The organism is Scandinavium sp. (genome assembly GCF_032012665.1).
Classification (GTDB): Bacteria; Pseudomonadota; Gammaproteobacteria; order Enterobacterales; family Enterobacteriaceae; genus Scandinavium.
Window position 1 is genome coordinate 1 of record NZ_DALZVG010000005.1, and the last position, 24,202, is coordinate 24,202.

The window sequence follows — 24,202 nt, forward strand, 5'->3', positions numbered from 1 at the left end:
CTTTCCGTCGGGCTCTCGGTCGGGCTTTCCGTCGGGCTCTCGGTCGGGCTTTCCGTCGGGCTCTCGGTTGGGCTTTCCGTCGGGCTCTGAGTTGGGCTTTCCGTAGGCGTAACGGTTGGTGTCACCGTCGGCGTATCCGTTGGTGGCGGAGGCGGCGGAGGAGGTGGTGGTCCAGGCGGCAACGGCGGTAACGGAAGCGGCAGAGCAATCAGGCCAAAGACCGGGATTAATCCCGCCAGGCTGGAGAGTGCGGCCAGGCCACCGCCTGCACCACCGCCTCCGCCGTTGCCGCAGCAGTCGTCATTGTCACCTGGGTTGATCTGTACCTCACCGCCCTGAATGATGACTTTGTCAGAGCCGATGATTTTGATGGTTTTCGCGCTCAGCGTCAGGATGCCGCCCGAACCCAGGGCCATTGCGCCACCCGCAACCATCGTTAACGCGCCGCCGGCAGCGGTCTGCCAGGCACCTCCCACGGACTCGGCATGATAGCCGCCGACGTTGATTAAGTTCGCGCCCCCTACGTTTGTAGCATTCATCCCACCGACGTTCAGACTGTTGGCTGCGCCAATGGCCTCTGTACGTGCGAGGCCCACGACCAGACCGTAGGTTAGCCCGATGGTGTTGCTGTAGCCGCCACCGATGATTTTTGAGTAGTCGGCCCCCACGCTCATGCTGCGGCTGACACCGATGATTTCCGATGCGTTAGCCCCGACGCTTTTGCTGTAGTTCGCGTTGACGATTTTGTCGTAATTCGCCCCCACGCTGACGTTACGGTTGGCACCGATTACCGTTTCTGCGTTTGCACCGATGGTCTGGGACTCATCGTTCTTGGTCACACGCACCATGTTGCGCTCGGCCTGTTCCCAGTACTGCTCCTGGCCGGGCTTGTCTTCAAAGCGGATGCCGTTGTAGTTGGTACGACCGCCGCCGACCGTGCGGCTTATCATGCCGCTCTGGGTGCTGTTGACCGGCAGATCCCACGGCGGCATGGTGACGTTGTTGTAGAGGCTGCCGATGATCAGCGGGCGATCGGGGTCGCCGTTGATGAAGTCGACGATCACCTCGTGGCCGATACGCGGGATGTAGATCCCTCCGAAGTTATTGCCTGCCCAGGCCTGGCTGACGCGCAGCCAGCAGGAGTCCGATTCGCGGTTTTGCCCATAGCGATCCCAGACAAAGCGCACCTTGACCCGCCCGTATTCATCGGTCCAGATCTCTTCGCCCGGCGGACCAACGACGATGGCCGTCTGCGGGCCACGGGTGCGTGGACGCTTAATGGTTAACGGGTGGCGATAAATCTTGCTGGTGGGCTGCACGGTAAAATCGCAGTGGTAGGTGAATATCTCCACGCCGCTGACCTGCGGGACCTCAGTGATCCGCAGGCTGCTTGCCAGCACCATATATTCCCGGTTGGCCTTTTCGAGCGGGTAGTTCGTCAGGGTGAAGTTGCAGCCGCAGACGATGCCCCGGACCTCTCCACTGCCGGTTGCCCGTGAGCCTTCTGCGCCGCGTTCTTCCATGCGCACGCTGGCCAGCATTTCGCCCACCGAGGGCTGCTCGTAGTCACCGGGCCAGTGGAACACTTCCATCTGGTTGTAGACGGTGTTACGCGGCTTCGTGTCGATAGCGGAAATATCGGCACGGGAGCGGGTGAAGTCGTAGTCGTTGGTTAGCCAGCTTCCGCTGACGATAGTCTCCTGGTGATGGAAGTGGTCGATATACTCTTCACCGGCCTTCGGGTCGTCCGGCACGTAGCTGATGGTGTGGTAGGCCTCGCTGAAATAGGGGCGATGGGCACCGACGTGATCGACCAGGATAAGCTTATGCTTATGATCGCTATGTTCAAAAAACCAGTAAATTCCCCACTCTTCCATTAACCGTTCGATAAACGCGAAATCGGTTTCACCGTACTGAACCTGAAAATCAAGTTTTGGGTAATTGGCCGATAAGCGTTTCTCTACCGGATAATGATATTCACCCAGTACCTCATCAAGAATATCCACCACACTTTTCTGCTGGAATATTTTGAAGTCTGAAGTCAGCTCCGTAATATGTAACCAGGGACGCAGAATAATTTCATACATGGCCTGGTTGGCGTCCCGGCCAATATATCTTGCTTTCTGGACTACCCCTGAGATTTCACGGGTGCCCTTACCGACATAGCTCACTTCATCCAGCCCATTGCCATCCAGCTCGATTTCAATGGTCATCTCTTTGCCGAGCAGCGCCTTGATATCTATATTGGACGCGGACTGCCAGGAGATCGCAGGATTAGCAGGTGTTTTGGCGGTAATCGACCATGTATAAAGCGTGGAAAAGGCTTCTTCGCCATCCAGCTTTGACAGGACTAGAGCAGGCTCTCCCAGCAAGTAAGGCATTGCCGGGCTGCTCAGGCTGATTGTACGCGACATGTAAATACCTGAAACGTTGTAGATAATTTTAGCCCTGCGCACACGGCGTGTGAGCAGGACGATGATTGTTTACTGGCGATCGACGCCTCTATTTTTTCGTCATGCGGTCGTCTCCCTCTGAAATATGTTTCCATCACCTTGTCTATCCCTGTTAATTATCAGTGGGACACTCAAAACCCTTTAACAGGCTGGAGAGCGTACTGTTATCAGACACCATTCCACCGAGGGTGATATCTATCCGGCGCTTATCGACAAAATAAGTCAGCAAGATATTTCCGTTGTCGTCTGTCTGGCGCAGCGCAGCCTGCTCCATCCAGCGGAACAGAGCCCATGGGCTATTTAGTGAAACCGGAGAGGCGCTGCCGGGTAACGCGGGCAGGGCGCTGATATTGATGTTGGTACTGCCGTTGGTGCCTGGCCAGTTAAACAGCCACGGGACAACCGGACCGTGAATGTAGCGGAACGGACTGCCGCCGATGTTCATATTGAGCTGCACGATAGCGGGATCCATATACGCGACGGAAAGCGTCGGCGTCAGCTGCATCTTTTTGCCGTCATCGCTGCTGAAGAAGGCGTTACGGATCCGGGCTACCTGCTGGAAAAACGCCAGATTGCCTTCCGACTGCGTGCCCTTATAGCGCCAGACGGGCTGCGAGGTGTCGACTTTATCGGCCAGATTCTGCTTAAACCAGCTGTCGACCAGCCCGTCCCGGGCAAAGAACTGCCTGAAATCATGAAGCGTGACTTCCTGCGCTGACTCGCGGAACGGATAGCGGTTGGCCAGCGTTTCCCGGCATACCGCGCCGAGGTTGCTGTCCACATTTTTACTGTTGCTGGCGAGCACCTGAGCCTGCACTTTCTGCGATGCGCCACGAATGAAGGGCTCAACGACCGTGCGGAACGGGGTGGGCCAGGTCTGCGCCTGAATGCCGATGCGCATGCTGGTATCGGGCATCACCGGCGTTTCGCCGTTGCTGAGGTTATTGCTGGTCACGACAAACAGCGTGTACAGCTCGCCAAGCGTTGACGAAAGCTTATTGAGCTGGGAGCCGGGCAAGCCTGGCAGACTGCTTTCCATCGCGAGGGCGTTGCCCTGGCCGTTGACGAACTCATGCAGGGCGCGAAAACGGTCGTCCACCTCTGCCCGGGTCAGCTTCTTAATTAAGGCATCGGCCGCGTCATCCAGCTTTTTGGCCTGGCTGACCAGCCGGTTGTTGGTGAGGCGGTTATTGCCGTCGTCGAGCAGCTCCGGCAGGTTTTTATCCTTCTGCACCAGCGTGGTTTGTTCGACGGAGACGCGGGCCAGGTTGACCAGCGGCGAGTTCGGTGAGGCGAGGATTCGCAGCAAATAGATATCGCCTGCCAGCGGGGAACCGCCGGAGGAGACCTCATCAAGCGGGATGAGCCGAATGCTGTCCAGCAGACGGCTCCACAGGCTACTGTATTCACGCAGATAGAGCCGAAGCACCCCTTCGCGGACCGTCAAAGGATTGGGTGCTGCTTCCGTTTTCGTACCCATTACCCACTGATCTTCACGCTGTAGCTGGGTGATGAGGAGGAGAAACTTTTTTTTTATCAGCATCTGGTACCCGGCCCGGGTAAAAAAACCAGGGATACCGTCGCGTGCCAGCTGCTCATCGGTGACGGTAAAGATTTGCGCGCTGCTATCCCCGGTCATTTTGTCGAGCGTCATCGGCTCTGGCGCCTGGGCGAGCTCCACGGACTTTACGCGCTGGTAAAGCCTGGCGTTAAGCGAGCGCTGACCCAGGGCTGCGCGGGCCTGAGCGATCAGCGTGGTATCCGCTTTTTGCCCATATTGCAGCCACTTCTCTCCGGCGAACAGGGCGCTCAGGTGGGCCTGGAATACGCTCTCATCGCCGTAGGCCGTCAGCTTGTCCTGGCTGTCCCATTGCTGAGTTAAGGCTACGCTAAGCCATTCGTTGCTGGCCTGGCCCTGGCCAAAAATGCCCAGATAGATTTTGAGCGCCTGATACAGCTGTTCGTCGTTCTCACTCTTATCCTGAAGTGCTGCATTCAGCGATGCACTTGCCTGGTTCTGCAACGCTGGCAGGAAAAAACGCTCCAGCATATAGCGGTACAAACCATTGGCGTGCTCGGCCACCGGTTTACCGGTATACAGCCCGTAGCGATAGTCCAGCGCCGGGTCCAGCAGATTCAGGGGGTCAAACTCCGGCAAATCGCGGGCCATCGCCAGCAGGCCGGCGAGGATTTTGCCTTCCGGAAGCTGTTTTAACGGCGCGACGGCTTTTTCCAGCTGCTGCGTTTTGGCGATTACCGCATCGAGATAAGTCGAGTTGTTGTCATAGCTCAGGGTCAGCCCGCGGATCAGGATCACCGCCAGCAGCAGCAGGGCGATATGGCTGAACAGACGCTGCATACGAAAACGCGTCGCCTCGCGGAAGTTTGGCGTGGCGAGGGTGGCGTCCTTGACGATCACGTCGGCAAAAAGCTGTCTGAGGAAGTAGTGTTTGCCCCACACCGTACTCTGAAGCACCTCTTCCTCCGGGATTGCCTGCTCGGCGCTGAACGCCGCGGTTTCTGGCTGGTCGCTGACAAAATAGCGCCGCCAGCGAGAGACCACCGTTTTGTGATTGTGCAGGCGGGTATCAGCCTGCTGGCAGCTGCTGCTGAAGTAGACCCCGCGGAAGCTGGCGCAGAACTGGGTTTCGTCATAGCGGGAGCTGAAAAACGCCTGCTGTAAAAAATCCGCCACTTCGTTGCACAGCAGCTGAAAGTCCAGCGGGAAGGTGTACATCGCCTTGCGATCCTGAAGTGAATACTCCTCCTGCTGGCGAGGGTGGAGGGTGCTCGCCAGCCGCTGCTGCAGCACGTCCAGCTCGCTGGAAATTTTTTGCTGGAGCCCGTTGGTGGAGGTGTTGACCATTTCACCCCACGGGAAAGTGACGCCCCACACCTGGTCGCGGGCTTCGCGGGTCATGCTGCGAAACCAGGGCTCAAAGCCGCTCAAGTGGTCTACTTTGGTGATCGTGACGTAGACCGGGAAATGAACGCCGAGCTGCTGGCGGAGTTCGGCGAGTCGGGCGCGCAGGCGCGTTGCCAGCGCCAGCTTGCTCTCTTTTGAGCCCTGAAGAAGATCGGCCGCAGGAACGGCGACGATCGCGCCGTTGATCCCGTCGCGGGCGCGGTATTTGTGCAGCGTTTTCAGCAGATGCTGCCATTCGTCGTCGTCGGCCTCGCTGCTGATGTATTTGCCTGCGGTATCCAGAAACAGCGCGTCGTTGCCAAACCAGCATTCGCAGCTGGCGGTCGGTGGGTTCTGTTGGCTGGTGCGGCTGAGCTGCTCCGGCAAGGGGAAGTCCTGCCCTGAGGCGATAACCAGCGAGGTCTTACCGGAGTTTTCATCGCCCAGCAGCACATACCAGGGGATCGTTTCGGGCAGAATGCCTGGCAGCAGCAGCGTCCACCAGCGCTTCCAGTGGGTGCGGGCCCGGCTGGTTAACGCCACGGCATGGCGGATTTGGCGGGTAATAAAGGTATATTTTTCCGCCGGACTGACCGCCGGTTTTCCCACGCCTTTCAGGCGATTCAACAGCGCCGGATTGTGGATAAGCGCCACCACCAGCAGCCAAAGGGCATAGAGCAGCACCACCAGCCAGATGACGGCGACGATCGCCAGCCGCCGCGACGGCGCGGTGAGCGGATAGCTTTTCCCGGCCAGCAGCCACGGTCCGGCCACCCAAACCAGCACGCTGGCGCTCAGGGCCAGCGGGATGAAGAACGGAATGCGCCACCACAGGCGGGCGATCCAAAGCCATGCCACCAGAATACACAGGCAGCGCGCACTGACGGATTCGAGCGGATGTGCCTCGCCGAAGCCGGAGAATGGGCCGAGATACCAGATGGCCGCCGCCACCAGCAGGGCGCAGAGCAACAGCATCAGAAACTTCAGGTTGTGGGTGGAGAATAATCGACTCAAGTAAGACATTCCGTTGTGGCTCTTAATAGGTGACAAACATTTCAACGCGACGGTTTCGTGCCCGACCGGCTGCATCCTGATTGCTTTGCAGCGGCTGCCGTTCTCCCATCCCCTCAATACGAATTTTGCTCGCAGGAATGCCCGCGCTGATCAACAGGTTAGCGACGCTGTTCGCCCTCTGCTCCGACAGGGCCTGGTTATTCCTGATGCCAGGTTTGTTGATCGGCATGGCGTCGGTATGGCCGACGATCAGCACTTCACCGTCGACCCGGCGGATCTCAGTGGCGACACGCCCGAGGATTGCCGTCATTTCCGGTTTCACCTGCACGGAACCCGAATCAAACATCGAATCCCCGCTGAAGATGACCTTGCTCTGCTGGCTGGTTTCATCGACCGCCACCTGCTTTTTCGCAATCTCCGCTTTCAGCAGAACGGCCAGGCGCAGGCGCTGTACCGGTGCTGCCGGGGCGATGCGGGTCATGGCGTCGATACGCGCGGTCAGTGCGTGCTCTTTCACCAGTAAATGGTATTTGCACCAGATAAAGGTGCCGGCGGTGAGTAACGTGACCAGCAGCAGCGTGCCCCGCACGGGCACGAAAATTCGCGCCCGGCGCTTGATCTCCTGTCGCTCCGGCAGACCGAGCGGCGACAGCTCCGGCGAGACTTTACTGAGCGTGTTTTGCAGCAGGGCCAGCAGGCGCTGGCGAATGCGCATCAGCTGGCGATCGCCATCCTCGACGATGCTGTAACGGCCCTCAAAGCCCAGTGCCAGAATGCGCAACATGATGTCGAGCACGTCGGCGTAGTCGTGAGGCTGCATCGACAGGCGTCCGGCGAGCAGGAAGAATTTGTTACCGCCGTCGTTATCGCCTTCAAAATGGTTAAGCAGGTTGCTGCGCGCCCAGCCTGAGCTGATGCCCCACGGAGAGGCGTGCGCCGCTTCATCGAGCGCGGTACACAGGCAGTAACGCACGATGGTCATTTTCTTCCATGGAATATCGACCTCTTCACAAATCACCGTGAAGACGTTGATTTCGCTGGCGAGCGTACGTTTGAGTACCTCGACCTGGCTGCTGTCGGCGATCTCCAGCGGCATTTCACTCAGCGCTCGCAGCAGCGGTTGGCTGGCTTCCAGCAGCGGATTGCTGGCCGCATTTACCCGCAGCACCCGCTGCTGAATGCTCTCGCCCTTCAGGCTGGCTTCATTCAGGGCGAGGCTCACGGTCGGCTGCGCCGGAGCGTGCCCCGGCCCGGCGTTGACGGCAGACGTGTTCAGAGGACTTTCTGCGGACTCATCGAGCAAAAACTTGCCCAGCGCCTGCAGGCTTTGCTCGTTGTCATCGGTCATCTCTGCGATGCTGTCGCTCATCAGTGACGAATCCCCCATAGCTCAAGCCGCAGCTCGGGCAGGTCGCCCGCCACGTGCAGCGCCAGCGCCCCGCTTTGCAAAATGCGATCCCAGAACGGGCCATTGCGGGTCAGTTCGAAATAGACGCTGCCGCTGTGATACGGGATCTGGCGGGGCGGCACCGGCAGGTTTTGCAACACCAGGCCCGGCAGGTGCGAACGCACCAGCTCATGCAGCTGCTGCGGAGAACTTATCTTGGCCTGAGCGGCGAACTGCTGCGCCAGAATATCGGCGGCCATCTGCGCGTTGACCGCCAGCACCAGGCTTGAGAAGGAGCGGAGTTCTTCCGGCAGTACCGATGCGGCCCACACGCCCTGGCCTTTTTTGTGTAGCGGGATCATTTGACCGGCGCGGACCAGGATCTGGTTCAGGAGATCGTTGAGCTCTTCGACCAGCGGGCGTATGGATTTGAAGAGCGCACCGTGGTGGTAGCCGGGTGCGGGCCGTGGCCTGCGGGTGTTAACCCGGATGAAGGTTGACAGCTCACCGGCAAATTTTGCCAGCTCCTGGTACAGCGCGATCGGCGGCAGCTCCGGAATATGGCGCAGGTGATCGAGTATCGGCTCGTATTTATTGAAAATTTGCAGCAGCAGATAATCGACGATTTCCGAACTGGCGCTGGCCTTGCCGTCGCTGTTACCCAGACGATTGGCGAGCATTTCGGCACGGATCTTCACCAGCCCGTTCAGGTGGGTCAGCCATTCGCCGAGCAGCGGGCTGGCGCCGTAGCCGGTGACCGGCGGAATGAAATCTTCAAAGTGCAGCAGCACGCTGCCGTCCGGCTGCAGGGCTTTCACCTTCATGAGCGGCAAACCGATCCACGATTCGGTCATCTCGGTTTCACTCATCAGCCGCAGGCGCAGGCGGCCAAGCTGTACCTGCTTTGCGCCCTGACGGATGGCGTTGCTGTCGTTCAGCTCGGCATCGTAGGCGCAGAAGCGGGCCAGCGAGCTGCGATCGTACTCATCGAAAATGGTCTCATCGCTGTTGTCGAGCCGTAGCGGTACCGCCAGCCAGATCACCTTCCCAAGGTGCTCAGCGGAAATGGTGAGCGGCTCAGGCGGTTCAGCGTGTGCGGGCACATCAAAAGGGGTGCCGTCCGGCAGCACACCTTTGCAGGTGCGAAGTACCAGTTTTCCATAGGCCAGCGCCTCGTTATCTATCTCATATTGCGCAAACCCCCAGAAGAACGGGGTGAGGGTAGCGGCCCTTTTGTGCGCGTAATATTCAAGGTAACGCTCTTGCTGTTGAAAGAGCTGAGGGCGCAAAAAGAGTCCCTCACTCCACACGACTTTATTAGTTCTCACGGGTCAGTTCGCTTCTTTAATGGATACGGATACGTTGTCGAGGGCGACCTCCAGCTTCAAAGGCTCATCCGTTGACGGGATTAGCCAGTGATACCAGGGGCGGGAATTCTGTGGATGCAGGGCGTAAACGGCGTTCCACCTGGCGTCATTGATCGTGCGGAAAGCGGCGGCAATGCCGAAAAAATGGACGTCGCGGGGGGGCTCGAGTTTGATCGTGCGGGATTCGCCCGGCTTCAGGATCAGCTGCTGCTGATTCCTGATGTCGTTAAGGAGAGCAGGATCGGCTCCGTTGGTCAGTGAAATAAAGTCGCTGTTGGCAAAATTATCCGCGTTGACGAGCGAATAGAGCATGACCTGAACCGGTGCAGCGCGGCCGTCCCGGTCGGGATTGCTGTTTTTGCTGGCGTGGAATGTCATTTCCACCCTTTTGGGGGTGGTCTGGGGCTCATTCCTGGTGCTGCATGCGGCCAGCATCAGAGCCAGGATCAGGTTCAGACCGTACTGTGCAGCTTTCCTTTTCATCAAACTCTTACCTGTTTCCTTCAGTATTATCCTGAATAACCGCTGCGCGATGTAAACGGCTATTCAGTAATAACGCTGGGTGGTGAAATGAAGACTCGCCAAATAGCGAGCCTTCGGGGCAGGAAAATTAACCGTGCAGGTTAGCTTTCACATCATAGGTCGCGGAAATAACGCCAGACTTATGACCTTCAGCATTCTGCATGACGTAATCCTGAGTCATTTTGGTGAATGAGAAGCGAACGGATTCACGTGGACGCGTTTCGTCATCGTGAGAACCAGTCATATTTACTTTAGTGATGATGGCATCGGTAAATTTAATGGTCAGATATTCCAGCGGGTCGCCACCGGCTTTACGGATCACAAATTGAATGTTCTTAATGTGTTTACCGGTCAGACAGTAGTTCAGCAGGTTCGGGCTGGCTTTGTCGGTATAGTGGACGAAGCAGAAATCATCAACCGTTGCACGACCAGAACCGCCGCCGGAACCGCTGTGCATATTTGAATGCTGTGCGACATCCCAGTTCCAGGATAAAACCTGGATTTCATTTTTATGAACGGCATCCGGAGATTCACCCTCAATTCCTTCGATTTTAATAAACATATCTTGTGCCATAATGCATATTCTCCAGTGCTTATTTAGCTAATTTAAAACAACAAATTATGTTCTTCCTTCCCGGAAGAACGTTCCCTTTTGTAATGGTGAGCATCACAAAAAATAGTTTTGCGCGAGTGGTCAGCCTGTTTTATCAGGCACCTTCTTTCACGGAAGGCAGTTTGGCCACCATGCGCAGAGAAACGGTTAACCCTTCCAGCTGGAAATGCGGGCGCAGGAAGAATTTCGCCTGGTAGTAACCCGGGTTGCCCTCAACGTCTTCCACCACCACTTCTGCCGCCGCCAGCGGACGGCGCGCTTTGGTTTCAACGGTTGAGTTGGCCGGGTCGCCGTCGACGTAGTTCATTACCCAGTCGTTCAGCCAGCGCTGCATTTCGTCGCGCTCTTTGAAAGTCCCGATCTTGTCGCGGACGATACATTTCAGGTAATGCGCAAAGCGTGAGCAGGCAAACAGGTACGGCAGGCGTGCCGAGAGGTTGGCGTTGGCCGTGGCGTCCGCATCGTAGTACTCGGCAGGTTTTTGCAGGGATTGTGCGCCGATAAAGGCGGCATAATCGGTATTTTTGCGGTGAACCAGCGGGATAAATCCATTCTTCGCCAGCTCGGCTTCACGGCGATCGGAAATCGCGATTTCGGTCGGGCATTTCATGTCCACGCCGCCATCGTCCGTCGGGAAGGTGTGGCATGGCAGGCCTTCCACGACGCCGCCGCTCTCCACGCCGCGAATCAACGTACACCAGCCATACTCCTTGAAGGAGCGATTGATGTTTACCGCCATCGCATAGGCGGCGTTGGACCAGATGTATTTGCTGTGATCGGCGCCGTCGGTGACCTCTTCAAAGTGGAAGGCGTCCACCGGGTTGGTGCGAATACCGTACGGTAAACGGGCGAGGAAACGCGGCATCGCCAGGCCGATGTAACGGGAGTCTTCGCCCTGACGCAGCGAGTTCCATGCGGCGTATTCCAGGTTCTGGGTGAAGATTTTGGTCAGGTCGCGTGGGTTGGAGAGCTCCTGCCAGGACTCCATTTGCAGCACCGTCGGTGATGCGCCAGAGATGAAAGGCATATGTGCGGACGCCGCGATTTTGCCGAGCGAAGCCAGCAGGTCGACGTCCGGTGCGGTGTGGTCGAAGTAGTAATCCGCCACCAGGCAGCCGTAAGGTTCGCCGCCGAGCTGGCCGTACTCCTCCTCATAGATCTTCTTAAACAGCGGACTCTGGTCCCAGGCGATGCCCTTATAGCGCTTCATGTTGCGGCGCAGCTCGTCCTTGGACATGTCCATAAAGCGCAGCTTCAGCTTTTCATCGGTTTCGGTGTTGTAAACCAGATACTGCAGGCCGCGCCAGGCGCTTTCCAGCGCCTGAAACTCCTGATGATGCAGGATAAGGTTGATTTGCTCGGAGAGCTTGCTGTCGATGCCGGCAATGATTGACTCAATGCTTTTGTACGCGTCATCCGAGATGGTGACCGTATTGGCCAGCGCCTGCTCGGCGAGCGTCTTTACCGCACCTTCGACGGCGACCTTGGTCTGTTCCGTTTTGGCTTTAAACTCTTTCGCCAGCAGCTGGTTGAAATCGCTGGTTTCCGCCGTTGACTTCGACGTTTTTTGGGCTTGTACATCCATAACAGACATAGGGGTTCCTTTCTTTTTCATTACTCTTCTGGCTGAACGTCAGCAACTTCAGGTTGGGCTTTTGGGGAAGCGGCAAGGGTATTAAGCAGCGCTTTGTCCTTGAGCAGCTTTCTCACCAGCTCTTCGGCGCCAGCTTTGCCATCCATGTAGGTTTGCAGGTTGGCAAGCTGGGACCGTGCTTCGAGCAACTGGGATAAGGAATCCACTTTTCGGGCGATCTCATCCGGTGAAAAGTCGTTGATGCTTTCGAAGGTGATATCGACCATCAGCTGGCCTTCGCCCGTCAGAGTATTCGGCACCGCAAACGCCACGCGTGGTTTCATTGCCTTCATGCGCTCGTCGAAATTGTCGATATCAATATCGAGGAATTTGCGATCGGCGATCGGTGGGAGCGGCTCCAGCGGCTTACCGGAAAGGTCTGCCAGCACGCCCATAACAAAAGGCAATTCGACTTTCTTTTCGCTGCCGTAAATTTCCACGTCATATTCAATCTGTACGCGCGGCGCTCGATTTCTGGCAATGAATTTTTGAGAGTTACTTTTACTTACGGCCATATCAATCCTTAATAATTCAGCGCTGAATAATATTATTTTTATCAGGTGATGATATTTCCCGACAAAAGTTGCCAGCTATTCAGCGCATAGCAATAGCTGGCTTTCCCGATAATGAGCTCAGTATCTTATTTGTAATCGACTATAATCGCCGCAGCTGTGTTAATGAGACCCACGCTTGCACCTGAGGTACCGGTGGCATAATAACTGGCAATAAACTGATGACTGACACCTGCTGTACTGCTGACGACGTAATCCTGATTACTGAGCGGGTCGTCAATCACCATTTGCTGTTGATCTGCTTTACGTAAACGCACTTCAACATTCTTGCTATAATCGCTGCCAGTGGCATTAGGTAAATTCCCCGTGGTTGCATTCGTGCCGGATGCCGTCGAACCAAAATAAAGTGAAATTGCTTTATTCGTCGGGCAGTTGCTCAACGTAATGGAGAATGTCTGACTACCTGCTTCTGCCCCGTTGTAATTTAAGGTGGTGGTTGAAATCTCTGGTAAAACAATTGTCTCGTTAGCCGAGCCATTATTAATGGCGAGGTCGCAGGTATTTTCCAGATAAGACCCTTTAAACTGCACATCGATTTTGCAATTGTCCGAGACGCCGCAGGATTGCGCCAGCGCCAGCGGTGACAATAGCCAGAAGGCAAATCCCAGGGTTTTGGGCATTATCGACGATAGCATGTCACCTCCAGTTGTACGACGCTGTTACTCTTCGTTGCGAGGACCTGATTCAGGGCATTTTTGGCCGGCACAATGAGGCACTTATCCTTCCCGGACACCGCGAACAGGTTGCCGGACGCCGGGTCCCAGCCGCGTACGAAGGCCATTCCGCCTTGTCCGCTGACGCCCTGATTGATCCCTTTGTCATCCACCAGCTCGCTGCCCACAGGAATCGGGTTGTGCTGCTCATCGCGGATCACCAGCACAATCGGTGTGCCTTCGATAGTCTTCATATCCACGCCAACGATCGCGCCTTCGCGCGGCACCACGGTGCGCTGGCTTTGGAGCACGTCGACGTTGTCAGGTACGCTGCGGTAATCCAGCGCAATGTTGTTTTCCCGATACGCGGTGAGGGAAGGGACGATGGCGTAGCCGCGACCGTCAATTTGCGAGCCCTGGCCGTTAAACATTTTCGCGCCCTTCGCACCCTTCGCGCCGATGACCGCAAATGGCATGTCGCCTACGGATGGGCCAAGCGTCACGCCGCCTTTGTGCGCGACAACGCTGCCCATTGCCGAGAGAGAAAGCTGACGGGAAGAGCCCTGGCTGTCGACGCCCGCGGTCATACCGAACTGCCCAACCGGGCTGCGATAGTTGACGTTGCCGTATACCGCTTCGCGAGAATCTGACTGATACGCCTTCTCTGCGGAAGTGCCGATACCATAGGTCAGCTCATTCTGATCGCCGCGGCTGCCGTTGGCGTTCATCTGGAAGCGATCGCTTTTCGGGGAGCTGTGGCTGTAGGTCGAATAGAGCGAATCAAACAGCGGCCTGCTGTTGGTATTTCGCCCAATCGGTACGTTGATCGAGGCCAGATAAGTGTTCTCATATTTGCCGTTTTCATCGCTGGTGCGCATCGCCGTCAGCGCGAAGGAGAAATAGCGCAGCGATTTGTTCCAGCTGATAGAGTACTGCTTCGCGGTCCTCTCGCTGCTCCAGTAGGTGTAAAGACTGCCGGTGAAATTGAGCGTACTGTTGTCCCACAGCGTCTGGGAAATGGTGGCCGTGAAGCGCTCTTTGGTCCGATAATCCACATCGTAGTCGTCGTTGGTTCTGCCATCACGGGCAATGCTGGCGTCACGCAGCGAATAGAACCCTTTCGTTGAGTATCGATAGGCCGCCATGGTCAGGTTGGTGGCGGTTTGCTCCATGAATTTGGTAAAGCTGACGTTGTAGCTATTACCGCTGGAGTGTCTGCCGTCTTCCACCTCACTCCATGCGCGGGTAATGTCCATCCCGAGCCCGCCGATCAGGGTGTTGATCGCGTTACCGATGGAGAGGGCATAGTAGTGGTTTGAGATCTGCGACCCGCCGTAAACGGTATAGTTATTGCCCAGGCCGTATTGCAGCAGTCCCTGCAACACTTTTGGCTTCTCTTTGAGCGTATCGTCGTTCATTTCACCGGCCAGCAGTTCGAAGCTGCTGACATCTTTATGAAGCAGCATCGGCGGTGCGGAGAAAGGCACCGTGCTGGTGCGCACCGAGCCGTTGGCCTCGGTTATGGTCATCTGCAGATCGCCACCGTAACCCATCGCCCCGATATCGGTGAGCTCAAACGGGCCCGGTGGTACGACGGTCTGGTAGACGGTCATCCCGTGCTGGGTGATGCTGACTTTAGCGTTCGACTCCGCCACGCCCCGCACGATTGGAGAGTAGTTGCGCAGACCTTCAGGCAGCATGCGATCGTCGGATTTAAGCTGCACCCCGCGAAGGCTAAAGCTGTCAAAAACTTTACCGGTCGTGTTGGTGTCCCCCAGCGTCAGCTGGCTTTTCAGCGCCGAAATATCGGTAGCAGCGTAGGTCGCCAGGCTTTCGGTATGCGGCGTGTCTTTGCCGTCGTACCAGCTGACGTTGGAGCGCTGACGTAATCGCCAGGGCCCGACGTTGATGCCCGACAGCAGCCCGATATTGCTGGTGTGGCCATCGCTGCGTGATTCACCGTTACGTGGGCCAGTGGAACTGCCATAAAAGTTGGCGTTGTAGTCCAGAAAGGCCGCAGGCATTCCGCTTTCCCAGCGTGACGGGTCGGTGTAGCCGCGCGGGAATTTCACCTGGTTTGCCTGAGGGACTCGGATGTCCAGCTCCAGGTCACCGCCGTTATACGTCACCAGGCTGTCAGGAATAACCTCACCCAGACGGAAGGGCGATGCGCTGTCCGCAACGGGTTTATCCGTCTTAATGCCGAATTTTTGCAGCTGCTCCGGTGTAAAAATGGCTTCGGCGTTTTGCTTATTTTTCACTGGTGCAAAGGTAATCTCCTCGCGGCCGCGCTGTTCGCCGTTCACGATAACGGTCAGCATATAAACACCTGGCGAAACCGGATTGCCTTCGCTGAACTGGGTGACGTCAATTCCCTTGCCGTGCAGAAATTCAGGGTTGTAATCCACTATCTCAGAGGAGGACTCTGCTGCCTCTGAGCTATTCTGCGTAGCCCAAACTCTGTGCACCGGCAGGGCAGCGAAAATTAACGTCGCCAGCAGCGTGCAACGCTTATTCTCGTGAATAAAGTTTTGTGCTGATCGTTCCATTATCACTATTATCCCTGACACCGTTTAACCGGACAGAAACCATCCCGTACGGTGGTTAATACCGAAAGAAAATTAGCTTTTTTTCTCAATGAACGCGCCGGCCTGATTTACCATCGTTTTTTCCACGGCAGCGCCGTAGTCATTGAGTAAATAGACCGTTAGCTGACTCACGTTGCCTCCAGGTGCGGCACTTTTATCGGCGTAAAAGGTTTCGGAATATCCGGGAGCAACCACATCCATATTCATAAAGTATTTTTTATTGCCGATCGTAAACGTGCCGGTATCAAACGAAAAATGGTAAGGCGTCGGGTTGGTAATTTTAATTCCGGTACCTTTTTTAGGATCCGACACGGTGCTCCATTGCAGTCGGTTAAAGACCTCGACGCTGTTCTCTTTTAAATTTTGCGGTCGGTAGAAAATCTTAATCCGGGTGCGGAATGCCAGCTCCAGGCGGTTTTTTGCCGGAAGATTTTTATTTACCGGTGGAATTTCCAGCAGGTTGAACCAGAACAACGATTCACGATCCTGTGGCAGCGCCATGCCGTTATAGATAAGCCTCAGGCTCTGACCTTTTCCCGGCTCCACGCGGTATACCGGTGGCGTCACCAAAAAAGGGACCTTAACCTCATTAAGGTTGGCATTGGCTTTACCGTCGTCGATCCAGATTTGCACCAGCGCAGGCTTATCTCCTTTGTTGTTGGTTCTGATGCTTAATTCTTTTTCATTACCCGGGAAAATAATGCGGGTGCCTGAAATGGTGACCCCGGCAGTACTTAAACGGCAGTATGAAAATAAAACCAATAACAAAAAAAACTTTTTGAAAAATGACATAACCGAATCCTGTTAAAATGACCTGGGCCCTGATTCGGCGCAAAAATAACCCACTGTCGGACCGGACAATCCGGACAACAGATTATGATTACGCCGAACGATGGCTTACTGACTGTTATTTATAGGCCAGCGTGTACTGTACTTTTGCCGTTACGTCACCCGCGGTGGTGGCCGCTGAGGCATAGTAGGCACCGATATAGGTCATCTTGGCGGTGTGATCGGTGGTCGAGATTGGGAAGAAACCACCGGTGCCGCCTACAGGGATCTGGCTGGTGCCATCTTTATCAAACAGGCGAACTTCCACGTTTTCCGCGCCGCCATCGGCTTTCGCGGTGCTGTTGGTCAGGTTACCCGTTGCGGAATTGAAACCATCGCTGTTGATGGCTTCGAAGTGGGCAGCGACGCTCGCTGGGCCACCGGTCTTCGGGCAATTTTCCACATTGATATCAAAGGTGGTTGAACCACCGACGGCACCTGCTGTTGACAGCGTCTGGGTAGACAGGGTTGGCAGAGTGACCTTCTTGTCCACGTCGGCTGAGACAATACTACAGGTCTCGGCAATCAGCTTACCGTTAAAGGTTACGGTACCCTGAGTGACTTCGCCTGCGGCGAACGCGGAGGATGTGGTCATCGCCAGAGCGATGGCGCACAGTGAAATATTCAGTTTAGACATTTCTGTTCCTTAGATATTGATTACTGCTTTATCGGTCTTATGACCTTCCTTTCGAACTTACCCCTTCCCGAATGAAGGGAGGAAAATAAGTTCATTGTTTAAAATGTGACGCTGAATTGTTTTTCAGCTTCACAGTTCAAATATAAAACCTGTTGCGGAATAGCCGCCTTATGCTGCAAAACATAGCGCCCAATCTGCGGCGTAATATATTTCTCAATAAACTGGATAAGTGCCCTGGCCCCTGTTTGCTCAATTGCACAGTGGTTGATAATGGCCTCCATTACCGGGGTTTCATACTGCAGCTTAATGCCATAGTGATCGTCCAGGCGCTGTGCAATCTTATTCAGATGCAGCTCAACAATGGCCAGCAGTGAGGCATGCTGCAGCGGAATATAGGGCACGACTTCCAGACGACCCACGAATGCCGGTGGGAAAGCTTTCAGGAGTTCCGGCTGTAGCGCTTCCAGCAGCCCTTCATGATCCGGCGCGCTTTGCGGGTCGGCATACAGTTGGGTGATTAATTCGCTACCGACGTTGCTGGTTAGCAGCAGCGTGGTGTTCTTAAAATCGATATAGCGGCCTTCGCCATCTTCCATCCAGCCTTTATCAAAGACCTGGAAGAAGACTTCGTGAATATCCGGATGGGCTTTTTCAATTTCATCCAGCAGAATCACGCTGTAGGGCTTACGGCGAACCGCCTCGGTTAATACGCCGCCTTCGCCATAGCCTACGTAACCCGGAGGCGCACCTTTTAACGATGAAACCGTATGCGCTTCCTGATATTCGCTCATATTGATGGTGATCAGATTCTGCTCGCCGCCATAAAGCGAGCTGGCCAGCGCCAGCGCCGTTTCCGTTTTACCAATGCCCGATGTCCCGACCAGCATAAAGACGCCTACCGGTTTATTCGGATCGCCCAGCCCGGCGCGGGAAACCATCACTCGTTCGGCAATGCGTTCCAGGGCATGCGGCTGACCAATAACGCGCTCCTGCAGGCGAGCGGGCAGACCGGCCAGCGTATCGATTTCATCTTCAAGCATTTGCCCCACCGGGATGCCGGTCCAGTCCGCCACGATGGCAGCCACCATGTCATGGCTGACCTCCGTCGGCACCAGCGACGGTTTACTCTGCAACGTTCCGAGGGTCTCTTCCAGCTCGAGCAATTTGGCCCTCTGCTGCTTGCGGCTCTCTTCATCGATCTCGTCGTCAGCGCTCAGCTCGCGGCGAAGTGCCTGAATGGCGTCCACGCACGCTTTTTCCTGCTCCCAGCGCTGGCTAAATTCAGCCTCTTTTTGGCTCAGTTCGGCAATCTGCTCTTCCAGTTTCACGATCGCGGCGTCATCACTTTTGCCGAAATTCAGCGCTTTACGCGTTTGCTCCAGTTCGGCCTCGGTTTCCTGGCGCTGAGCTTTCAGCAGCTGGAGCGCCATCGGCGGCGTAGCCTGGGCAGTGGCGACGCGCGCGCAGGCGGTATCCAGCAGGCTAATGGCTTTATCGGGTAGCTGACGCGCCGGAATGTAGCGGTGTGACAGGCGAACGGCAGAAACCAGTGCCCCATCGGTGATCCACACCCCGTGGTGATCTTCCAGCATCGGAACCAGCCCGCGCAGCATTGAGACGGCCGCGTTTTCGTCCGGCTCATTAGCCTGTAAAACCTGGAAGCGACGGGTCAGCGCGGGATCCTTCTCAATGTGGCGCTTGAACTCACTCCAGGTGGTTGCGCCGATGGTGCGCAGCTTTCCGCGAGCCAGCGCGGGTTTCAGTAAGTTCGCCGCATCGCCGGTTCCTGCTGCTCCGCCCGCACCAACCAGGGTGTGCACTTCGTCGATAAACAGGATCACGGGCTGTGGGGAAGCCATTGCGCTATCCAGCACCGCCTTAAGACGTGCTTCGAACTCGCCTTTCATGCTGGCACCCGCCGAGAGCGCGACAATATCGAGCGCCAACAGGCGCACTTCGCTCAGTGCAGCCGGGACTTCACCGGCTGCGATCGCCAGCGCAAGACCTTCCACAATCGCCGTTTTACCCACTCCAGCTTCGCCCGTCAGCAGGGGATTGTTCTGCCGACGACGCAGCAGAATATCCACCATCGTGCCTATTTCCTGGCTACGGCCGACGACCGGGTCGATTTTTCCCTCCCGCGCCAGGGCGGTGAGGTCGGTGGTGTACTGGGCCAGGCTGGCGTTGACACCGCCGGAGAGCGAACCGCTGGCTTCACCTGGAAGGGCGTCTTCCCGTGCAAACCCCTCCAGCTGTAAATCCTCAGCGGATTCGCCGGAGTCCCGCACGATAAAACTGAGCTCTTTAGTGAGCGGTTCAAGCGCAATTTTGTCCAGCCCTGGCAGCATAGCCAGCAGCTCGCGGCGCAGCTCCATGGTGGTCAGCATCGCAATCAGCAGATGACCGCTACGGATACGCGCGGATGAACACTCGAGACTTGAATAAACCCAGGCACGTTCAACCGCCAGCTCAATGCAGTAAGAAAAATCAGCAATGCTGCTCGCGCCATTAGGCAAACGAGCCAGCGCCCGGTTCAGATCATTATCCATCTGCGCGGGATCGACATCGAAATAACGGACGATATGTTTAAAATCATTATCTGAGTCCTGCGCCCAGAGTTGATTAAACCAGTGAACTAATTCAACGTAAGGATTCCCACGTAATTTGCAAAGGGTGGTTGCACTTTCAATACTGCGGAAAAGAGTGTTATTAAGTTTATTGAACAGATTCTTTCTTGTAATCGCCACGCCATTTCCCTTATGGGTAAGTTATTTCGCAATAGTCAGTAATAGCATTACGAGCTTTTGAATGAGCGTATTTAACCGTAACTTTCCGTCAGAATAAATATGCTGTCGGAGGATAATAGGCCAAATAGGAATTTGGCGTGGGTCCTTATCTTAAATGGAAAAGGCGATATAGGGATATCCTTATGATTTACATTGTTTTTATTGGTAATCGTAAAAGGGGATTACAATTTTAATGGTCGCCGCCCGGTGAAGAGTTGAGTATCTTTTTGCGGAATGGAACAGCAGGGATTGGGGCTTTATTTGTGGAACACAAGTTTCTTGATTATTACAACAGGGAACTCACTTTTATGCATGAAATGGCCAGTGAGTTTGCCCAAAAACATCCTAAAATAGGCCGACGGCTGGGCGTGAATGGTATCGAGGTCGCCGATCCATTTGTTGAACGTCTTATCGAGTCATTCAGCTTTATTGCCGCGAGGATGCAGCTTAAGCTTGATGCTGAATTCCCGGCCTTTACCCAAAGGCTGCTTGACGTTATTTACCCCAATTATAATGCGCCGACGCCATCAATGGGCGTCGTACAGCTGCGCCCGAATCTGAAAGAGGGCGATCTCACCCAGGGGTATGAAATTGCTAAAGATAGTGCCTTCTTCACCCCCATTTTTCCCGGCGAAACCACGCGCTGTGAGTTTCGCAGCGGGCAGTCGGTTCGCCTGTGGCCGCTGGCGATTGTCGATGCTCAGCTGACGTCCTTACCCCCGGATTTGCCTAATCTGGAGCGACACCGTATTCCGGTGGGAAAACTTAAAGGTGCTATTCGCCTTAAGCTGCGTCTTAAGGAAGGCATGCAATTTTCTGAGCTTCAGGGATTTACCTCCTTACCGGTATATTTGAACGGTGATGAACGTATTGTCTCGCATCTTTTTGAACTCCTGCATGCCGGCAGTCTGGCCACCATACTTCGTTACCATAATGGTGAAAGCCAGCAGGATTGCGTATTGGGTAAAGAGGCTTTGGCTTTTGAAGGGATGCTGCCAGAACAGAGCTTGTTGCCGATGGCATGGAATATTTTCCATGGGCATAATCTGGTGCATGAGTATTTTTCTTGTCGCCAGCGCTTCTATTTCGTCACGCTGAAGGCACTGGAGCAGGCCGCGAAAAATAATCACAGCGATGAGCTGGAGATTATCATCCTGCTCGACAGAAGCCCGCAGGAGATGGCCGGGCATATTGACACGGGCTGTTTCCAGCTTTTTTGTACGCCGGTGATTAATCTGTTTCCAAAGCGCATGGATAAGCTGGAAGTCAAACGCAATAGCCACGAATTACATATTGTTCCTGACCGCAGTCGCCCCCTTGATTACGAAATTTTTTCGGTGACTCAGGTTGTCGGGCAACAGGCGGAAAACAGCAAAGAGGTGCTATTTAATCCTCTCTATCAGACCCAGCATAATGACCAGGGTAATTTCGGCCGTTATTTTTCGCTGACGCGACGCCAGCGAATTAAGGGGCACACTCGTCGTAAATATCATTCGCAGACGCTGTATAACGGTACAGAAGTGTTTATCTCGCTGGTCGATCAGCAGGAAGCACCGTTCAGCGACGATATTCGCTATTTGTCTGTGGTGGCGATGGTGACCAATCGCGATTTGCCACGCCTGATTTCCCGCAATGGCCAGTTTGAGCTTTCGGTGTCGGATGCGGCTCCCGTTGAGGCCGCGCGCTTTATTTCCCCGCCGGGCTCACCGCGTGCGCCTTTTGTCGCCAGTGAATCCGCCTGGCGTCTGATCCGCCAGCTTAATTTCAACTACCTCCCGCTGTCGGAGATGCCGCACGTCTCCGGCGGTGAAGCGCTGCGTCAGATGCTGCAGCTGTTTGTCGATAATACCGATCACGATACGCTGACCCAAATCCGCGGTCTTGTGGGCTGCCAGACTGAACCGGTCATCCGCAGGCTACCGGGAAACGGGCTGCTGATGTATGGCCGGGGAGTGAAATGCACCCTGACAGTGGATGAAGAGAATTTCTCCGGCATCAGCCCTTATCTCTTTGGCCTGGTGCTGGAGAACTATATCGCCCGCCACGCATCGATCAACGTGTTCACCGAGACTGAGCTGCGTACGCTGCAGAGGGGGAGTCTGGCGAACTGGCCTGCGCGCCCTGGCCAAAGGGGAGCGCTGTAATGGTTCAACTGCCTCCCTCTTCGCTGCACGATAGCCTGCGGGCCTGGTGTCAGGAGGATGCGCCGTGGGAAAGTGGCTTCTTTGGCCTGATGCGCACTCTGGCGGCCCGCACGCCTGCGCTGCCGGTGCCTGGTACTGCCCGCCGTCCGTCGCAGGAGCGACATCGCATCGGGCAGAGCGCCCAGATGCTGTTTTCGCCTCGCGAAATTGCGAGCCTCAGCCTGCAGCCGTCGCGGCTGGATATCCGGCTTTTCGGCCTGGGCGTCTGGGGCGCGCAGGGGGCCATGCCGCTGCACCTCTCCGAGCTGGCCTGGTCCCGTTCGGAACAACAGGATCACGCGCTCGGCGATTTCGTCGATATTTTCCACCACCGGGCGCTCTCGTTGCTTTGGCGCTCGTGGTTTGTTTCTCAGGATACCGCCTCGCTGGACAGGCCGGATGATGAGACTTTCTCGTTTTATATCGCCAGCCTGATCGGTATGGATCCTGATGAGCTGCGTGCTGGGCGTTTGCCCATCCACGCCCGCCTGGCTTCGTCAGCGCACCTGATCCGCGAGGCCCGCAACCCGGACGGACTCATCAGCGCCCTGCATTACTACTTCGGTATTCCGGTATCGCTGGAGGAGTTCGCCACGCACTGGCTACGCTTTCCGCCGGATGAACTTAGCCAACTGGGTGGAGGCGGTGAAGCGTTGTTGCTCGGCGATGGGGCGGTGCTGGGGGAAACATTGCCCGATCGACAGCATAAATTCCGGCTGACGTTGGGGCCGCTGACCCTCGCCCAGTACCAGCGCTTTAGCCCCTGGGGCGAAGACCTGCCGGTGCTGTGCGAGTGGGTGCGGAATTTTATCGGCTACGAGTATGCCTGGGATGTGCAGCTGATCCTGAAAGCCGAAGAGATCCCACAGGCCAGCCTGAGCGGTGGCCATCAGCTGGGCTACACCAGTTGGCTGCCTCGCGATGATGAGGCCACTGCCGTCTCCGGCATGAGTTTTGAACCTGAATATTACCAGTTTTAACCCCGGCGGCGGGGACGTGAACCGCCAGGAGTATCAGGAAGAATAATGAGCACTATGGATTACTACCAACATCTTTTGCAGCCCGTGTCCGGCGATTCCCCCTGCGGGGAGAACCTGGACTATGACCCGGCATTTCTGCTGCTGCAGGCCAAACTTCAACCCCGTCTCGGCGCCGAGTATGGCGAATTTGTCGAGGTTGCCGACCCGGTGAACTGGGCGGAAATCGAACGGGAGTGCCAGGCGCTGCTGGCAAAGTCGCGGGATATTCGTCTGATCGTGACGCTTATTCGCTGCAGGCTGCGCGTCGTCGGCCTGACGGCGCTGGCAGAGGGGCTGAAAACGCTCGTGATTATGCTGCAACAGTGGCCCGATGACCTCTGGCCTCAGCTGCTGGAGGACGGCGAGTTCGAACCGCTGTTGCGGGCTAATGCGCTCCATGAGCTGGAGGATATGCACGGCCTGATCAACGACGTGCGCCAGCATATGCTGCCGCGTGCGGTTGGGGTGCAGTGCGCGGTGAAGGATCTGGAAAAAGCGCTGGCGTTTCCCCGCGATGAATCCGCTCTGCCGGAAGCGACGGTGAGAGCGATGCTGAACGAGTGGCGCGAGAAAAACTACCCGGAGATGTCCGCACCCTGGCAGGCGCAGCAGACGTTGACGGTCCTGACCCAGATGCTGAGCGAGTCGCTCGGCGATGTGTCACCCGTTTTCACCCGGCTTGAGCATCTGCTGGGGCTGTTTACCAGCATGGGCCAGCCTGCTGTGGAGGCGGTTTCCAGCGAGACGTCCGCACCGGTTACTGTGCCAGCGACCGTCGGGCCAGCCGAGTCCCAGGAATCGCTGCCGGTCCCCCTTGCTTCCACTGCCGTTGCTTCGCCCGTTCAGGGGCTGAATAGCCGTGCCCAGGCGCTACTCAGCCTGCGGGAAGTTCAGGCGTGGTTCGTGGCGATGGAGCCCGGTAGCCCGATCATTTTGCTGCTGGAGTTTGCCATTAAAACTTCAGGGAAGAGTTTTACCGAACTCATGCAGTTGCTCCCTGTCGAGATTGTTTCTCATTTGAACACAGCCGGGAGAGAATAAA

General features: G+C 56.0%; 16 protein-coding genes. 3 read left to right on the forward strand and 13 right to left on the reverse strand.

The features are described from left to right. The 13 genes from tssI to tssH all read right to left on the reverse strand — a co-directional run. Positions 1-2,381: type VI secretion system tip protein TssI/VgrG (tssI, locus tag RTU33_RS06055; RefSeq protein WP_312626266.1), on the reverse strand; the 2,381-nt coding region annotated here is incomplete at its 3' end. 184 nt (positions 2,382-2,565) lie between these two features. Further along, positions 2,566-6,372, reverse strand: coding sequence for a type VI secretion system membrane subunit TssM (gene tssM / locus RTU33_RS06060; RefSeq protein WP_312625991.1), 3,807 nt, complete (start codon positions 6,370-6,372; stop codon positions 2,566-2,568). A 22-nt stretch (positions 6,373-6,394) separates the two neighbouring features. Continuing rightward, positions 6,395-7,759 (reverse strand): type VI secretion system protein TssL, long form, encoded by a 1,365-nt coding sequence (gene tssL / locus RTU33_RS06065; RefSeq protein WP_312625992.1) that lies wholly within the window; start codon positions 7,757-7,759, stop codon positions 6,395-6,397. Beyond that, positions 7,741-9,087 carry a type VI secretion system baseplate subunit TssK gene (gene tssK, locus RTU33_RS06070; RefSeq protein ID WP_312625993.1) on the reverse strand — a complete coding sequence of 449 codons (1,347 nt, stop codon included), beginning with the start codon at positions 9,085-9,087 and terminating at the stop codon, positions 7,741-7,743. The genes tssL and tssK overlap by 19 nt, the downstream gene beginning before the upstream one ends. Positions 9,088-9,090: 3 nt before the next feature. Next, the gene (gene tssJ, locus RTU33_RS06075; RefSeq protein ID WP_312625994.1) at positions 9,091-9,609 is read right to left on the reverse strand and encodes a type VI secretion system lipoprotein TssJ; all 519 of its coding nucleotides are present in this window, start codon (positions 9,607-9,609) and stop codon (positions 9,091-9,093) included. A 127-nt stretch (positions 9,610-9,736) separates the two neighbouring features. Further along, the gene (locus tag RTU33_RS06080; protein WP_312625995.1) at positions 9,737-10,222 is read right to left on the reverse strand and encodes an Hcp family type VI secretion system effector; all 486 of its coding nucleotides are present in this window, start codon (positions 10,220-10,222) and stop codon (positions 9,737-9,739) included. Between the two features lie 133 nt (positions 10,223-10,355). Further along, positions 10,356-11,846, reverse strand: a complete 1,491-nt coding sequence (gene tssC / locus RTU33_RS06085) for a type VI secretion system contractile sheath large subunit (protein ID WP_312626267.1) — start codon at positions 11,844-11,846, stop codon at positions 10,356-10,358. A gap of 29 nt (positions 11,847-11,875) precedes the next feature. Then, a complete protein-coding gene (tssB, locus tag RTU33_RS06090) occupies positions 11,876-12,409 on the reverse strand; it encodes a type VI secretion system contractile sheath small subunit (RefSeq protein ID WP_312625996.1) in 534 nt (177 codons plus the stop codon). Between the two features lie 125 nt (positions 12,410-12,534). Continuing rightward, positions 12,535-13,101 carry a fimbrial protein gene (locus RTU33_RS06095; RefSeq protein WP_312625997.1) on the reverse strand — a complete coding sequence of 189 codons (567 nt, stop codon included), beginning with the start codon at positions 13,099-13,101 and terminating at the stop codon, positions 12,535-12,537. Continuing rightward, positions 13,086-15,668 (reverse strand): fimbria/pilus outer membrane usher protein, encoded by a 2,583-nt coding sequence (locus RTU33_RS06100; protein WP_312625998.1) that lies wholly within the window; start codon positions 15,666-15,668, stop codon positions 13,086-13,088. Before RTU33_RS06100 ends, RTU33_RS06095 begins: the two co-directional genes overlap by 16 nt. A 72-nt stretch (positions 15,669-15,740) precedes the next feature. After that, a complete protein-coding gene (locus RTU33_RS06105) occupies positions 15,741-16,499 on the reverse strand; it encodes a fimbria/pilus periplasmic chaperone (protein ID WP_312626000.1) in 759 nt (252 codons plus the stop codon). A gap of 115 nt (positions 16,500-16,614) precedes the next feature. After that, the gene (locus RTU33_RS06110) at positions 16,615-17,172 is read right to left on the reverse strand and encodes a fimbrial protein (protein ID WP_312626001.1); all 558 of its coding nucleotides are present in this window, start codon (positions 17,170-17,172) and stop codon (positions 16,615-16,617) included. A gap of 98 nt (positions 17,173-17,270) precedes the next feature. Further along, a complete protein-coding gene (tssH, locus tag RTU33_RS06115) occupies positions 17,271-19,919 on the reverse strand; it encodes a type VI secretion system ATPase TssH (RefSeq protein WP_312626002.1) in 2,649 nt (882 codons plus the stop codon). 302 nt (positions 19,920-20,221) lie between these two features. Between tssH and tssF the strand changes: the two genes are divergently transcribed. From tssF to RTU33_RS06130, 3 genes are read left to right on the forward strand one after another with little or no spacing between them, the layout of a single operon-like run. Continuing rightward, positions 20,222-22,102, forward strand: a complete 1,881-nt coding sequence (gene tssF / locus RTU33_RS06120) for a type VI secretion system baseplate subunit TssF (RefSeq protein ID WP_312626003.1) — start codon at positions 20,222-20,224, stop codon at positions 22,100-22,102. Next, entirely contained in the window at positions 22,102-23,121 is a 1,020-nt protein-coding gene (gene tssG / locus RTU33_RS06125; RefSeq protein ID WP_312626004.1) for a type VI secretion system baseplate subunit TssG, read from the forward strand. The genes tssF and tssG overlap by 1 nt, the downstream gene beginning before the upstream one ends. 45 nt (positions 23,122-23,166) lie before the next feature. Beyond that, on the forward strand, positions 23,167-24,201 hold the full coding sequence (locus RTU33_RS06130; RefSeq protein ID WP_312626005.1) for a type VI secretion system ImpA family N-terminal domain-containing protein: 1,035 nt from the start codon (positions 23,167-23,169) through the stop codon (positions 24,199-24,201). Position 24,202 lies beyond the last annotated feature (1 nt).